Annotated in this window: 14 protein-coding genes; 8 read left to right on the forward strand and 6 right to left on the reverse strand. The window is 39.4% G+C overall.

All coding sequences use genetic code 11. The features are described 5' to 3' along the window. The first annotated feature begins 423 nt into the window (after positions 1–423). From folD to AC27JP_RS07095, 4 genes are all read left to right on the forward strand, one after another. Positions 424–1302, forward strand: coding sequence for a bifunctional methylenetetrahydrofolate dehydrogenase/methenyltetrahydrofolate cyclohydrolase FolD (gene folD, locus AC27JP_RS07080; protein WP_487113515.1), 879 nt, complete (start codon positions 424–426; stop codon positions 1300–1302). 319 nt (positions 1303–1621) lie between these two features. Beyond that, positions 1622–4732, forward strand: a complete 3111-nt coding sequence (locus AC27JP_RS07085) for an efflux RND transporter permease subunit (RefSeq protein WP_487113516.1) — start codon at positions 1622–1624, stop codon at positions 4730–4732. Positions 4733–4744: 12 nt separating this feature from the next. Continuing rightward, positions 4745–5824: an efflux RND transporter periplasmic adaptor subunit gene (locus AC27JP_RS07090; protein WP_487113518.1), complete on the forward strand. Its 1080-nt coding sequence runs from the start codon at positions 4745–4747 to the stop codon at positions 5822–5824. Positions 5825–5946: 122 nt separating this feature from the next. Next, a complete protein-coding gene (locus AC27JP_RS07095; RefSeq protein WP_487113520.1) occupies positions 5947–6780 on the forward strand; it encodes a DUF3750 domain-containing protein in 834 nt (277 codons plus the stop codon). Between the two features lie 26 nt (positions 6781–6806). Here AC27JP_RS07095 and AC27JP_RS07100 read toward each other — a convergent pair whose 3' ends face one another. Together AC27JP_RS07100 and AC27JP_RS07105 are read right to left on the reverse strand one after the other, a co-directional pair. Next, the gene (locus AC27JP_RS07100; protein ID WP_487113522.1) at positions 6807–7316 is read right to left on the reverse strand and encodes a GNAT family N-acetyltransferase; all 510 of its coding nucleotides are present in this window, start codon (positions 7314–7316) and stop codon (positions 6807–6809) included. A 59-nt stretch (positions 7317–7375) separates the two neighbouring features. Continuing rightward, the gene (locus AC27JP_RS07105; protein ID WP_487113524.1) at positions 7376–7642 is read right to left on the reverse strand and encodes a hypothetical protein; all 267 of its coding nucleotides are present in this window, start codon (positions 7640–7642) and stop codon (positions 7376–7378) included. Between the two features lie 207 nt (positions 7643–7849). Here AC27JP_RS07105 and AC27JP_RS07110 point away from each other — a divergent pair, with 207 nt between their 5' ends. Further along, positions 7850–9199, forward strand: coding sequence for a DEAD/DEAH box helicase (locus tag AC27JP_RS07110; RefSeq protein WP_487113526.1), 1350 nt, complete (start codon positions 7850–7852; stop codon positions 9197–9199). A 156-nt stretch (positions 9200–9355) separates the two neighbouring features. On the opposite strand, the gene AC27JP_RS07115 is transcribed toward AC27JP_RS07110, so the two are convergent. Then, entirely contained in the window at positions 9356–9691 is a 336-nt protein-coding gene (locus AC27JP_RS07115) for a hypothetical protein (protein WP_487113528.1), read from the reverse strand. Between the two features lie 252 nt (positions 9692–9943). On the opposite strand from AC27JP_RS07115, the gene AC27JP_RS07120 reads away from it, so the two are divergent. After that, positions 9944–10336 (forward strand): hypothetical protein, encoded by a 393-nt coding sequence (locus AC27JP_RS07120; RefSeq protein WP_487113530.1) that lies wholly within the window; start codon positions 9944–9946, stop codon positions 10334–10336. Between the two features lie 50 nt (positions 10337–10386). Next, positions 10387–10854 carry a GNAT family N-acetyltransferase gene (locus AC27JP_RS07125; protein ID WP_487113532.1) on the forward strand — a complete coding sequence of 156 codons (468 nt, stop codon included), beginning with the start codon at positions 10387–10389 and terminating at the stop codon, positions 10852–10854. Between the two features lie 36 nt (positions 10855–10890). Here the strand turns inward: AC27JP_RS07125 and AC27JP_RS07130 are convergent, their stop codons facing one another. From AC27JP_RS07130 to AC27JP_RS07140, 3 genes are all read right to left on the reverse strand, one after another. After that, complete coding sequence (locus tag AC27JP_RS07130) at positions 10891–11085, reverse strand: hypothetical protein (protein WP_487113534.1); 195 nt, start codon at positions 11083–11085, stop codon at positions 10891–10893. A 128-nt stretch (positions 11086–11213) separates the two neighbouring features. Beyond that, positions 11214–11831 carry an isochorismatase family protein gene (locus AC27JP_RS07135; protein WP_487113536.1) on the reverse strand — a complete coding sequence of 206 codons (618 nt, stop codon included), beginning with the start codon at positions 11829–11831 and terminating at the stop codon, positions 11214–11216. A gap of 58 nt (positions 11832–11889) precedes the next feature. Then, positions 11890–12576 (reverse strand): pirin family protein, encoded by a 687-nt coding sequence (locus AC27JP_RS07140; protein WP_487113538.1) that lies wholly within the window; start codon positions 12574–12576, stop codon positions 11890–11892. A 151-nt stretch (positions 12577–12727) separates the two neighbouring features. On the opposite strand from AC27JP_RS07140, the gene AC27JP_RS07145 reads away from it, so the two are divergent. Then, positions 12728–13627 (forward strand): LysR family transcriptional regulator, encoded by a 900-nt coding sequence (locus AC27JP_RS07145; protein WP_487113540.1) that lies wholly within the window; start codon positions 12728–12730, stop codon positions 13625–13627. Positions 13628–13648: the final 21 nt, after the last annotated feature.

Raw genomic sequence — 13648 nt, forward strand, 5'->3', positions numbered from 1 at the left:
CTGTCTGTGATAAATAAATTAAAGTAAACATTTGCTAAATAGCTGTAGACTCACCTGATCCCATTCGTTCGTTGTAGCCGCAGCCTTAGAAGTGACCGCTCCAGGGTATCCTACCCTCGCGGCATTAGTGCATCCATGCACGTCATTGCTAGGCTCCTATTAAAGAAGCCCGATTCGAAAGAGTCGGGCTTTTGCTTTCTGAGTTTTAAAAGCGTGTATAATTTTCTCATATCCTTTTAACACTATGTTTCCATTTTTAGTTAAATAGCTTCAAAATTTGATGTAGATCTTTAAATAAAATTTAATTGTTATTTTTTATTGTCTGGCCTTTGTAAATCTTCTTTTTTTTCCATAGGATAGCAAGACTAATATTTGCTATGTTGTTTATAGCTTATGCAGTTATCGCTTGTTTCGGTTTACCCAATGAGAAAAATAATAATGAATATTGATGGAAAGTTAACAGCAAAAAATTTACGAGATGAATTAGCTGTTGAAGTATCTGAGTTGAAATCGCGTCATGATATTCAACCTAATTTAACAGTGATCCTTGTTGGTGAAGATCCAGCAAGCCAAGTCTATGTAAAAAATAAAGTTAGGCAAACACAAGAAGTTGGTATGATCTCCAATGAAATCAAATTACCAGTGGATACGAGTCAGGCAGAATTATTACGCCAACTTGAGCTCTTGAATAAAGATAGCAGTGTTCATGGCATTTTAGTGCAATTGCCGCTACCTAAGCACATTGATGAAAGTGTAATTATTGCAGCAATTAACCCAGAAAAAGATGTTGACGGTTTCCATGCCATGAACTCTGGCCGACTGTTTAATGGTGAGAAAGGTGCATTAGTACCTTGTACACCACAAGGCTGTGTAATGCTAGCTAAACAACATTTAGGCGATGACTTATCAGGGAAGCATGCGGTTGTTATAGGACGTTCTAATATCGTTGGCAAACCAGTTGCTATGCTATTACTGCAAGAAAATTGTACCGTGACTATTGCTCATTCTTGCACTAAAAATTTAGCTGAAGTTTGTCAGCAGGCCGATATTTTAGTGGCTGCCGTCGGCATTGCTGAATTTGTTAAGGGCGATTGGGTAAAAGAGGGGGCGACTGTGATAGATGTGGGGATTAATCGAATAACAACTGATGAAGGCAAAACCAAGTTAGTTGGCGATGTTGACTACAATGATGTTGTCGGCAAATGTGGTGCAATTACCCCTGTTCCTGGAGGTGTAGGCCCAATGACGATTGCCTGCCTATTAAAAAATACGATTACTGCGGCCAAGCAAAGTATTAGCTAGTTATCACGCTAATTTTTTGGAGGAGCTTGGTTAGTGCTCCTTCAATTTTTATTGTTTAAGTTTTTGAAAAGTATATAAATAAAGAGAATTTTATTACTCACCGCTAGCTCCTAGCAAATACTTCATTTTACAACAGATAAAATATTTCAAACTATGTCTGAGCATTGCAAACAATGTCGACTTTGCTATTTACCCCATTTTCTTTGCGGTTAATCGTAAGCTTGCTATCTAATTTGTAATCCACTGTTATTTTTTAGTTATTACTCTTTATACCAATGTTCAATTATTGGTTAATAACGAAACTAAGTGGAATGACTTTATGAAGCTAACATCAAGTGCTCTTTCAAGCCCCGCAGCAGTTTCCGTCGGTGTTGCTTTAATCTTATTAGTCGGCATGTTGAGTTTATTTAAACTACCGGTGCAATTATTTCCTGATATAGAACGTCCTCGTATTGCGATACAAACCTTTTGGCGTGCGGCGTCACCGCAAGAAGTTGAGTCTGAACTGATCGAGCCTCAAGAGCAGGTCCTTCGAGGTATTCCTGGTTTAAGTTCCATTAATGCCTTTGCCAATCGAGGTAGTTCATATATTAATTTGGAGTTCGGTGTTGATACCAATATGGAACAAACACTGATTGAAGTGATCAGTCGTATGACACGTGTGCCAAATTTACCTCGGGATGCTCGACCGCCGCGAATTATGCTGGGAGGATTTGGTGGTGGCACACCAGCGCTAACCTTCTTTTTCTTACAAGCATTGCCGGGTAACGACAAACCCATATCTGACTATATCGATTTTACCAACGATAATATAAGGCCACGTATAGAATCCATCGAAGGGGTTTCTAGCGTGCAAACTTTTACTCAGCAAAATAGAGAAGAGCTTCAAATACGTTTTGACCCTGTTAAAGCTGCTGAATATGGTATACAAATTCCCGCGTTGATTGCTCTTGTTTCAGAATCAAATGATGTTTCCGGTGGTTTTGTTGATGTTGGGCGCAGGCAATATACATTAAGGTTTAACGGCAAGTACCGTGTAGAAGAACTATCAGACCTAATATTAGAGTCACGCAACGGTAGCAATATTAAATTAAGTGATGTTGCAACCGTAGAAGTAAGACGAAATGATAGACAAAATTTAGCGGTACAAAACGGTAACCCTGCATTTTCGATGCGAATTAATCGTGCCAATGGCGCTAATGTTCTAGAAACCTTAAATCGAGTTAAAAATGAAGTTGAGTTGATTAACTCTGAAATTTTGGCTGAACGGCAATTAGTGATGGTGCAATCATTCGATGCATCGGTTTTTATTTATCGCGCAATTAATCTAGTGACTGGCAATCTATTTGCAGGAGTTGTTTTGTCACTGTCGGTGCTGTGGTTTTTTATTCGACGAATGCGCGCCACATTAATTATTGCTACCGCGATACCGGTGAGTTTATTAAGTACTTTTATTGTGCTTGAAATAACCGGGCGCTCGCTTAATGTTATTTCACTAGCGGGTTTAGCATTTGCGGTTGGCATGGTATTAGATGCCGCCATTGTTGTGCTGGAAAATATATTGCGAATGCGTGATAAAGGTGCGGATAACCACGAAAGTGCTGAGCAAGGTGCTCAACAAGTTTGGGGCGCATTACTTGCATCAACCGCGACGACTGTTGCTATATTCCTCCCAGTGTTTTTCCTAAAAGATATCGAAGGGCAATTATTTGGTGACTTAGCATTGACCATAGCGATTGCGGTATCTGTTTCATTAATTGTTGCTGTGGTGTTATTACCGGTGTTGGCAAAGTATTTTTTAAAGCAAAAATCAGCAGAAGATCCAAACGAAAAGCTTTGGCAGCGAATCACCTCATTTGTGATGCGTATTACACATTCAACTAAGCGGCGTTTAACAGTTGCAAGCGTGTTACTGATTGTACCGATTATTATTACCTATGTGGCAATGCCGACACTTGATTACTTGCCGCCAGTTAAGCGTGATGCGGTAGACGCTAACTTACGTTTTCCTCCTGGTGCCAACGTAAATACCATAGAGAAGGAAGTTGTTGACCCTATAGTGGCACGACTTAAACCTTATATGGACGGCACCAAAGAGCCGGCATTAAAAAACTACTATTTATTCTCAGGTCCGTTTGGTGGCAGTTTGGGCGTTCGGGCGAAAGATCAATCAAAGGTCAATGAACTGCTGGATATTGTACGTAACGAAATCTTGGTCGATTTACCCGATACCCAAGCTATTGCTTATCAAGGCAATTTATTTGGTGGCTTTGGTGGTGGTCGTCAGGTAAGTGTACATTTGCAAGCTAAAGACACTCGTGCATTGCAAGATACCGCTAGGCAAGGAATCGAGTGGGTGAAGGCGGCAATTCCTGGTGCACGAGTGCAAGCAAACCCGGGTACTGAAATGGCTGAGCCTGAACTGCGTTTAACACCTAATGATCGCAGCATTTTAGAGCAAGGTTGGAATCGTCGAGATCTCGGGCGAGTGGTAAGAACCATGGGGGATGGCTTGTTCGTCGGGGAATATTTTAACGGTAGTAAACGTTTGAATATGATTTTACGTGCTGAAGGCTGGGACGATCCTGACAATTTAGGTGATGTGCCAGTTGTTACTGGTACTGGTTCAATTACCCAGTTATCTGAACTGGTTGACATTCAACGTACGGTTGGACCTTCGAGATTAACGCGTATTGATGGTAATCGCACAATTACACTTAATGTTAACCCACCTGAAGGTTGGTCATTGGAACGAACCATTGCCACACTCAAAGCCGAAGTTGAGCCACAGCTAAAAGCGAGCTTACCCCTAGATGCAAATATTTTGTATGGCGGCAGTGCTGACCAATTAGAAAAAGCGATCAGTATCATGGCGGAAAATTTTGCCTTTGCTCTCGTTATTCTCTTCTTATTAATGGCCGCGTTATTTCGTTCACTTAAAGACAGTGCTTTAGTTTTGATCACCATACCGTTAGCCACTGTTGGTGGTATCTTGGCATTGCAATTACTTAATACTATTATTTTCCAACCATTAGATTTACTGACCATGATAGGTTTTGTCATCTTACTTGGCTTAGTTGTAAACAATGCCATTTTATTAGTACATCAAACTCGAATTGCTCAGCAAAATGGCATGTCTCGTGTTGATGCTATTCAGCAAGCGTTAACCTTAAGGTTACGGCCAATATTTATGAGTACGGCAACCAGCTTCTTTGGCATGTTGCCATTATTACTTATGCCAGGTGCAGGTAGTGTTATTTATCGAGGTCTATCGGTTGTGATTGTCGGTGGTTTATCGGTTAGTACGCTATTTACTATCATTTTATTACCTTGCTTATTAAGGCTTAACCGCGAAGATTTCTTATTCGCGTTCAAAGCCAAAACCCATATTAAAAAGCCAGCGCACATTAAGCTACTTGCTGACAAATAAGGAGAAATTATTATGAATAAATTTTGCCAATATTTAGGCGTAATGACATTAGCATCGAGCTTTGTTGTTAATGTAAATGTGATGGCCGAAGAGAAAGAAAAAGAGCAACCCGGGCAATTGGTCAGTGTTGAAAAAGTAAAAAATGAGCAGGTCAATCCTACATTATGGCTACCAGGCAATGTGATAAGTCGAATGAATGCGCCAATATCTGCCGAACAAATGGGCCAGTTACTTTGGATTGAAGAGGTAGGCTCCGAAGTGCAAAAAGGACAAGTTATTGCCCGCATTGATAACCGACATTTAGTATTACAAATGTCGCGTCAACAAGCGGAAATTAAGCGTTATCACGCTGACGTCGTGTATTTAACCAGTCAGAAAAAGCGTATGTCTGCATTAAGTCAAAAGAACAATACCGCCATTAGTGAATTAGAGCGAATTACTAAAGATTTAGCCGTTGCCGAAAGTGAAGTACTGGCCTTAAGTATGCAAATCAAGCAAACCGAATTGGCAATAGAGAAAACAGAAATAGTTGCGCCTTTTAGCGGTAACATCAGCCAACGCTTCGCAAATGTTGGAGAGCTTATTACCGTAGGACGCTCGTTAGTGCAACTGATAGATACAAACCATTTAGATATTATGGTTGCTGCACCTATTTCTATTGCGCCATTTTTAAAGAAAGACGCGAAAGTATTAGTTAAATGGCAAAATAAATTAGTGGAATTGCCGGTCAGAACATGGAGTAAAGCGGGCGTGCAATCATCTCGTACTTTTGATGTTAGATTGGACGCACAAAATTTAGCATTATTAGCCGGCTCAGCAGTAACGGTCTCGTTACCTAAAGAACAAGTCAGCCAAGCGACGTTAGTGCCACGAGACGCGTTAGTGTTGCGTGAAAAAGAAACTTTTGTGTTAACTGTTGATAAAGAAAGTAATGCGAAAAAAGTGAATGTTCTTGTCGGGCAAGGCAGTGGTAATTGGATCTCAGTAACGGGTGCTATCTGGGCGGGTGATGAAGTTATTATTCGTGGTGGAGAGCGGTTACAAGAGGGGCAAAAAGTCAGAAAGGGGGAAAGTCTAGTCGCAAAACGATAACAGGCAAATGACAGCACTGAACAGATAGAGAACAAAAATAACTGTTGGCCATTAGCTTTTCTATTATTGACGGCTGAGAATGCTGATAAATGAAAGAAAATAGAAAATATTAAAGGAAATTTATGGGCTATTTTAGATTCGATTTGGTGACGATTAGCTTGATTTTGCTGCTAGGCTTTTTAAGTAGTTGTTCAAGTAATGAAAAGGTAACCCGTGGTTTATTAGCTCCTCAACCTGAACATCATCAAGGTGGCGTTATTCAGGTTTATGCCGCACGTACTTGGGGCGCAAAACAAGCGGTATCGGTTCATACGTGGATCAGTGTTAAGCGTAGTGGTGAAGAACACTATACCAGTTATGAAATTATTGGTTGGCGTCTTCGTCGTAATAATACCGCTTTAGTGGTCAGAAATAACACTCCAGACCGAGATTGGTGGGGCCATCAACCTGAATTACTGTTAGATTATCGGGCAGCAGATGCAGATATCCTTATTGATCGTATAGAACAGGCTGTAGAAAACTATCCTTATAAAAATGAGTATCAAGCGTATCCAGGGCCAAACAGTAATACCTTTACCGCCAGTATTGGTCGAGCAATACCTGAACTAGGCCTAGATTTACCTTCTACTGCTATAGGCAAAGATTACAAAACATTTAGCGAAATGTTTGGTCGCTCCTCGTCGGGTAGCGGTGTACAAGCATCGCTATTTGGTTTATTTGGCGTTTCTCTTGGCGTAGAGGAAGGCCTTGAGCTAAATATTTTGGGCTTAAACTTTGAATTAGACTTATTCGACCTTGCTATTGAATTACCGGGTTTTGGCCGAATTGGTGCTGATGTAGTGGCGAGTAAAGCGGATAATGAGCAAAACTCAAACCCTGTTGATACGGCTAGTCGTCAGAATGTGCTAAATAATCCTGACGATAAAAATGTGCAGAAAAAGCTTAGCGCCAATTAAGCCTTAAAGTCAGATTTATATTTAATTTACGCAGTATATAAATAGCAACACAAGCTTGGCTGTTTTTCTTGATAGCGCAGTAACCTGTGCTGAAACTCAATAGGTAGCTGTTGGATATTATTTGATGTGTGGTAAGGAATAAAGCCATTAGTTAAGTAAAATGGTTGTAATTTAGCATCAGCAAAACAAATAATATTTGGGTAAGTAGCTAAATTTAAATTGTTTATTGGTTGAGTGTTTGTGGTATTTTTTTTCTCTGACATTATCGCCTGCAATAATAAGCTTGCGAGTCCTTGCTGACGATAACTTATGTTAGTGACTAAGGCATGTAACAACCAATAATGACCAGCTTCCTGACCGGCAGAGATCATCGCACAAGCAATAATTAAGTTATCAGTTTTTATAAAATAGCACTGATCCCGACCAATATAACGGGCAGGGTAGTGCTGGGTTTTATAAAAACGCAATATGTTTTTTTTATCGTTTTTTGTTGCTTTTACAACTTTGTATGAAGGATTATTAGCGTCGACATTCATTTAATTGCAGGGTTAGCCTTACGTGATAAAACTCTGTAGGCAAGTTTATAACAGTCGCTTTATTTAAGTAAATTATTACGTACTAAACCTCGGCGAATATTTTTACATAGTTTTGCAAGCCTACTGATATCACCTAGCAAAGGTGTTTCATTATTTGCTAAACGGCTTTCCCAATCACACAGTTCGGTATCGGCAAGTTCTAGTAACTTCTTTGGACAACCAACACACTTTCCAGCACATATTTGTGCTTCAGGTACGGTAAACGGAAATTCACCTCGAACTTGTGTTATTAAATTCTGCATAGCCGTTGGAGCGTTGGGTTTCATAAGGAAATGTCATTACTTTATCTTAGGCATATTCTACGTTTTTAGTTAAAAAACTGCTTTGTTCTAGCACAAACATTGGCCTAAATAGTGGAGAATAATTTAAGACAGTGAAGATAAAAATAAATAGCTAAAGAGAAGCATTTACAGGTTATAATAGCGGATATAATGTCAGTTTATGTGGTTAGTTAACCGAAGTGGAGAGTAAGTTTGCAGTTTAGTGATTTTGGATTAGATAGTAAAATAATGTCAACCGTGGAGCATTTAGGTTTTAATGAACCTACTGAGATCCAGCAGCAGGCAATTCCTGCCGCCATGACAGGTCATGATTTGATCGCATCATCTAAAACAGGCTCAGGAAAAACATTAGCATTTATTATTCCCGCAATGCAGCGTTTATCGAAAAATCGCGCACTAAGCAAACGTGATCCACGTGTGGTTATTTTAACACCAACCCGTGAATTGGCTAAGCAAGTATTTAACCAATTAAGAATGTTTACCTCGGGTTCACAGTTTAAAGCCGTGCTTATTCTTGGTGGTGAAAACTTTAATGACCAAGTAAAAACCTTAGAGAAAGACCCACATTTTATTGTTGCAACACCAGGGCGTTTAGCGGATCACCTAACGCAAGGGCACTTCTATTTAAATGGTTTAGAGTTGTTAATTCTTGATGAAGCTGACCGCATGTTAGATTTAGGTTTTGCTGAGCAATTAGCACAAATTAATAAAGCTGCCGATCATCGTAAACGTCAAACTTTAATGTTTTCGGCAACGCTAGACCATGCACAAGTTAACGACTTCGCATTGGCATTATTGAAAAAACCAAAACGCATTGCTATTGGTAGCGCCCATACTGAGCATAAAGATATCACTAAACGTTTTTACCTTTGTGACAACTTGACCCACAAAGAAAAACTACTTCAACACTTTATTAGCCATGAAGATCACCAACAAATGATCATCTTCACGGCAACTCGTGCAGATACGGATAGACTTTCGACGCTATTAACTGAGCAAGGATTAAGTACGGTAGCGCTAAGTGGTGAGCTAAACCAAGGCCAACGTAATCAAATAATGGACGGTTTTAGTAAAGGTCAGCAAAAAATATTGATCACTACTGACTTAGCCTCACGTGGTTTAGACTTAATTAACGTCTCGCACGTTATTAACTTTGACATGCCAAAACATACCGAAGAATTTGTTCACCGTATTGGCCGAACAGGTCGCGCAGGCAGCACAGGTGATGCCATTTCTTTTGTCGGGCCAAAAGATTGGATTAGCTTTAAAAATGTTGAAGGCTTTTTACAACAAAAATTGACTTTTGATACTGTTGACGGATTTAAAGCTAAGTTTAAAGGTATAAAACCGAAAAAAGCAAAAGTTGCTGTTAAAGCGCAAGACCATAGCAAATCAGCACCACAGGTTAAAAAGCCGAAGGCGAAGAAAATTGTTAAGAAAAGCTTTTTAGCGCAAGACGCAGGGGATTTACCTGTATTAAAGCGTAAGCAAACCGTTGCACCGAAAGATATTGAAAATAGTGATTTGGAAGAATTAGACTAGGCTTTTAACTAACGCCAATAACGAACGTTGATTGGCTTAAGTCAGATAACAAAAAACGCATTCACCGGTCGTGGTTAGTGCGTTTTTTGTATTTTTACTGAGCAAAATTAAGATTATCTATATCGTTAACACATAAAAGAACTATGTCTTAAAACGTTATAAATTATCAGCAAACTTTTTACATTTCTTAATAGGAATTAGCCATGCAGTTTTCTTTTCTTTCACTAATGCTTTGATGTAACCACCGCCACCTAATTTATCACGACTAATTTCGTCGGCTTTAGCTTTTAGCTTAAGCGCACGAATTAACATACCTTTATCAGCCAATTTCTTTGAGCAAACTTCATATTTTGCAGCAAAGCTAGCAGCAATTTTTTCGTCTAAGCCGGCGTGTGCGGTAGACGCCATTCCTAAACTAAGTACGGCACTTAATACAACACCTGATACGGTATTTAACGTTAATTTTTGAATGATTGTTTTTACGTTATTCATAATTCTTACTCTTACAGTGTTTGATAAAATGTATTATCCTCTTATTTGGAGGGAAAGTAGTTAAAAACCCTCCTTAAGTTGTTATTAATTGTACAGAGTAAACAATACTGCTTATTTTGCTGATACGATTGCCAAATCACCATTAAGTATTGTTAGGAATTGTTTGTTTTAAAAAAAACAGCTGACCTATGGTGATTAGTTATGATTAATTTGATAACACTCATCAATAGTTTTAATGTTAGGAGAGCTTCTGTGGATCACAGTAACGATATCGATGAACAAGAAGTCATGGAAAGCTTTCGTAAAATGAAGCGCCATGTTGGTATTGTTTATTTTATGAATAACATTAAACATGATTCGTATCGTGATATTGACGACCCAAAATATCGAGAACCAACTAATGCAGAGGTTATTGAGGTCATTGATACTATGGCTTTCCTTGGTTTTAAAAAAACTGATGTTGCAAGGTTACTCGGGATTAAAACGGTAAGTAAGGATAAGACTAAAACACTGCGTAAATGGTGTGAGGGTGAGCCAGATGCAGTATCTGCTATTCCTTATTCGTCGTGGGTGCATTTATTGGTGTTAGCTGGTAAGAAATGTCTAGTTAATGTGGTGCCCGACGAAGGTTGGGTTCGTGAGTGACGTTAGTGTTTTACCTTTTACTTATATTTCAAAAATAGATAAGGATAGTCATGGCTATTGAAATAACAATACGAAATGCTTTGAAAGATGATCATCACTTTATCTTTGCGCTTTCACCACGTTTAGCGGAAGTCGCAAATTTGGCATGGCATAGTGAAGAGGTAATACAAACCATGCAAGATGATTACATTAGCGCTATGCTAGGCGATTCATCAGTACCTTTCGCATTGCTGATAGCGGAAGATAATGAATCCCCTTTAGGCTTTATTCATGTGAAAGAGCATAACGATGAAATTTCTAATGAAGCATGTGCCATGGTTACGTTACTTGCAGTTTCACCGGTTGCACAAGGTAGGGGCGTTGGAAAATTATTAATGCAAGCGTCGGAACGTTGGACTAAACAGCAAGGTTACCGATTACTACATTTAGAAGTTTTTGCCAATAATGATAATGGACAAGGTTTTTACCGAAACTTAGGCTTTCAATCTGAAATGCTTACTATGGTTAAACAGCTATAATATTCCTCATTTCAAGCACTGTAATATTAGCCGGCACTATTTTAAATACTTTACTGCGATTGGCATAACAAGATAAGAAATTATCGGCACGATAATAGCGACATCGACGCATACTTGTAGCAATTTATTTGCAGGTAAAAATGGATTAATTAGCTCAGGAATACAATAAACCAATGGCACTAAAGCACAATAGTTGATAAGGGCGATAAGGTGTTTGTTTGGTGTTTTCATGAAATTCTCTCTAATAGCACAAGCTGAAGTAATACCGTCTGTAGCGAATAAGTAAAGTGCCAAACAAACCATGCTGGCACTAATGCTTAGTAAATTGTAATGAGCAAAACTTACCTTGAAAGCGGTGACTATTTGCTTGCTTGTAAATAACTGTTATAAACCCAGTGATAAGTGGTGTGCTGACCTAAAACGCCACCTAGTTCCATACCTTTTTCACTGCGCCAGTCATCCATTACTTCTGCTAATACACTGGCCCAAGTTGCTACTTTCACACCTGCTTGTGTCATACGATGAATAGCGGCATCAGCAACTGACTTGTTCCATGTGCCTGAAGCGTCTATCACTGCGTAAACGTCATATCCTTCAGCGACAGCAGAAATGGCTGGGAACAGTAAGCATACGTCAGTCACTATGCCTGCCATGATGATTTTTTTACGGCCCGTTGCTTCTATCGCTTGTTTAAACTCAGGGCTTTTCCACGCATTGATTTCGCCAGCGCGTTCAATAATGGTATTACCTAGAATTTCAGTGATTTCCGGCATAATTGGGCCATTAGGACCGTCAGGCATACTTGCCGTGGTAATGGTGGGCATACCAACAGTTTTTGCCATATTACAAAGGCCTTTAATATTTTCAGTCATTAAATGAGGGTCTTGATCTCGGCAACTAACAAGTAGGCCTGTTTGGTGGTCGATCATCGCAAGTACTGCGTTATCCACCGTTAAAGTTTCTGCGAATTTATTCATTATATTCTCCAAATATTGAGTTATTTTTAAGGTATTGCTTGTTGTATTTCGTGCTGTATTACTGCTCGCTGATAACAATGATTTCACTATCGTCAGTGCTGGTAATTTTTGTTTGGTAGCTACGTATTAAATCGCCATCTTCTGCATTAAAGGTACTTTTTTGATCTGATATTGTTGCGTTGCCTTTACTGATATAAAGCAAAGTTTCGTGGTCAAAATGAATGCTTTCTCCTGCGGATAAACGCACGACATCGATACGAGTTTTACTGCTAAAGGTATCGGCCTGTTGATTCGTGCCACCGTATATGCGGGTGCTGCCGTTAGCTTTTAACGAATAATGTTTGTAGCCAGCTGGTTGGCCTGACTTTTCAGGCAAGACCCAAAGCTGTAGCATGCGGTTTTTCGTATTGTCAGGGTTAATTTCATTGTGTGAGAAGCCTTCGCCACCCGCACGTTGCACTTGAACTTCACCGGCATTTAAACTTTGACCATGTTCTAATGAGCCTTCATGACTAACACGGCCTTGGATCATGATAGAAATGACATCAATCTCTTTGTGCGGATGCATGCGAGTTTCACCGTGTGGATTAAATCTAGCGTCAGCAAGGTATACAAAGTTACCAATACCATCGAAAGTATTGCTAGATTTATGGTTACCAAAAAGCCGACGGTCCATTACTAATCTGTGCTCGGTTAACCCGGCGAAACCACCTAAAGGTAATGAATTTTTACTGAGTATTTGCATGTGTTGCTCCGCTGTAAATGCTGTCTGTGTGTTGATGGTTTCTATAGTAGTATGTAGACATTGTTTGATATATATCACTTTGTTGTTATGATAATTCCAATATTAACAACAATGATTTATTCAAATGGCGTCAGGAATGAAAGAGTAAAGAATGGAACATGACTTAAATGACATGATGGTATTTCTAGCGGTGGTGGAGTCTGGAAGTTTTACTCATGCTGCAGAAAGGCTAGGTATACCTAAGGCAAATGTCAGCCGAAAGGTTTCTCGCTTAGAAACACAGTTGAACATAACCTTGCTAGAACGTTCAACTCGCTCACAACATTTAACGGAAGCTGGAAAGCGCTATTTAGTGCATTGTAAACGTGTGCATGAAGAGTTGGATTTAGCTACTGCCTCAGTTGATGAAATTGCACATAGCTATAAAGGGCGCTTGAAAATAGGAGCTTCAGTTGCCAGCGGACAGCAAATATTAAGGCCGGCGCTAGCTAAGTTTATGCATCAATACCCTGAGCTAAATGTGCAACTTAATTTAGTTAATAGAAGAGTCGACTTTATTGAAGAAGGTTTTGACGTGGTGATCCGCATTGGTCAACTTGACGACTCATTGCTAATTGCCAAAAAACTCGGCACCGTGGCTAGAAAACTTTATGCTAGCCCAGCGTATGTTGCAAAGCATGGATTACCTCAGTCAGTTGTAGCGCTAGAACAGCATCAATTATTAATTATGAACCCCGTAAATAATGCTTTAAAACTAAACTTGGTTTCCTCTGAAAATGAGCATTTCACGGTAAATTGCCAGCCACGATTGTTAGTTGATGATTTTGCTATCTTAAAACAGTCGATAATTGATGGTTTGGGAGTTGCAGCTTTGCCAGATTATATGGCGAGAAAAGAGCTAGCCGAAGGAAGGTTAGTGAATGTACTGCCTGAGTGGGGCATGGAAAGTGTTGATGTGTTTGCACTTTACCCACGCAATAGAGCAAAAATACCGAAAGTAAAAGCATTTTTAGATTTTGTTAGTGAGCTTTATATTGAGGCTCTGAATTGAAATAGCATTATTCAGGAGTTG

Source organism: Colwellia sp. SU-HH01172 (assembly GCF_057553355.1).

Bases quoted from the DNA above. Each gene is read 5' to 3' on its own strand.
- folD (WP_487113515.1), top strand. From the start codon at position 424: ATGAGAAAAATAATAATGAATATTGATGGAAAGTTAACAGCAAAAAAT.
- AC27JP_RS07085 (WP_487113516.1), top strand. From the start codon at position 1,622: ATGAAGCTAACATCAAGTGCTCTTTCAAGCCCCGCAGCAGTTTCCGTC.
- AC27JP_RS07090 (WP_487113518.1), top strand. From the start codon at position 4,745: ATGAATAAATTTTGCCAATATTTAGGCGTAATGACATTAGCATCGAGC.
- AC27JP_RS07095 (WP_487113520.1), top strand. From the start codon at position 5,947: ATGGGCTATTTTAGATTCGATTTGGTGACGATTAGCTTGATTTTGCTG.
- AC27JP_RS07100 (WP_487113522.1), bottom strand. From the start codon at position 7,316: ATGAATGTCGACGCTAATAATCCTTCATACAAAGTTGTAAAAGCAACA.
- AC27JP_RS07105 (WP_487113524.1), bottom strand. From the start codon at position 7,642: ATGAAACCCAACGCTCCAACGGCTATGCAGAATTTAATAACACAAGTT.
- AC27JP_RS07115 (WP_487113528.1), bottom strand. From the start codon at position 9,691: ATGAATAACGTAAAAACAATCATTCAAAAATTAACGTTAAATACCGTA.
- AC27JP_RS07125 (WP_487113532.1), top strand. From the start codon at position 10,387: ATGGCTATTGAAATAACAATACGAAATGCTTTGAAAGATGATCATCAC.
- AC27JP_RS07130 (WP_487113534.1), bottom strand. From the start codon at position 11,085: ATGAAAACACCAAACAAACACCTTATCGCCCTTATCAACTATTGTGCT.
- AC27JP_RS07135 (WP_487113536.1), bottom strand. From the start codon at position 11,831: ATGAATAAATTCGCAGAAACTTTAACGGTGGATAACGCAGTACTTGCG.
- AC27JP_RS07140 (WP_487113538.1), bottom strand. From the start codon at position 12,576: ATGCAAATACTCAGTAAAAATTCATTACCTTTAGGTGGTTTCGCCGGG.
- AC27JP_RS07145 (WP_487113540.1), top strand. From the start codon at position 12,728: ATGGAACATGACTTAAATGACATGATGGTATTTCTAGCGGTGGTGGAG.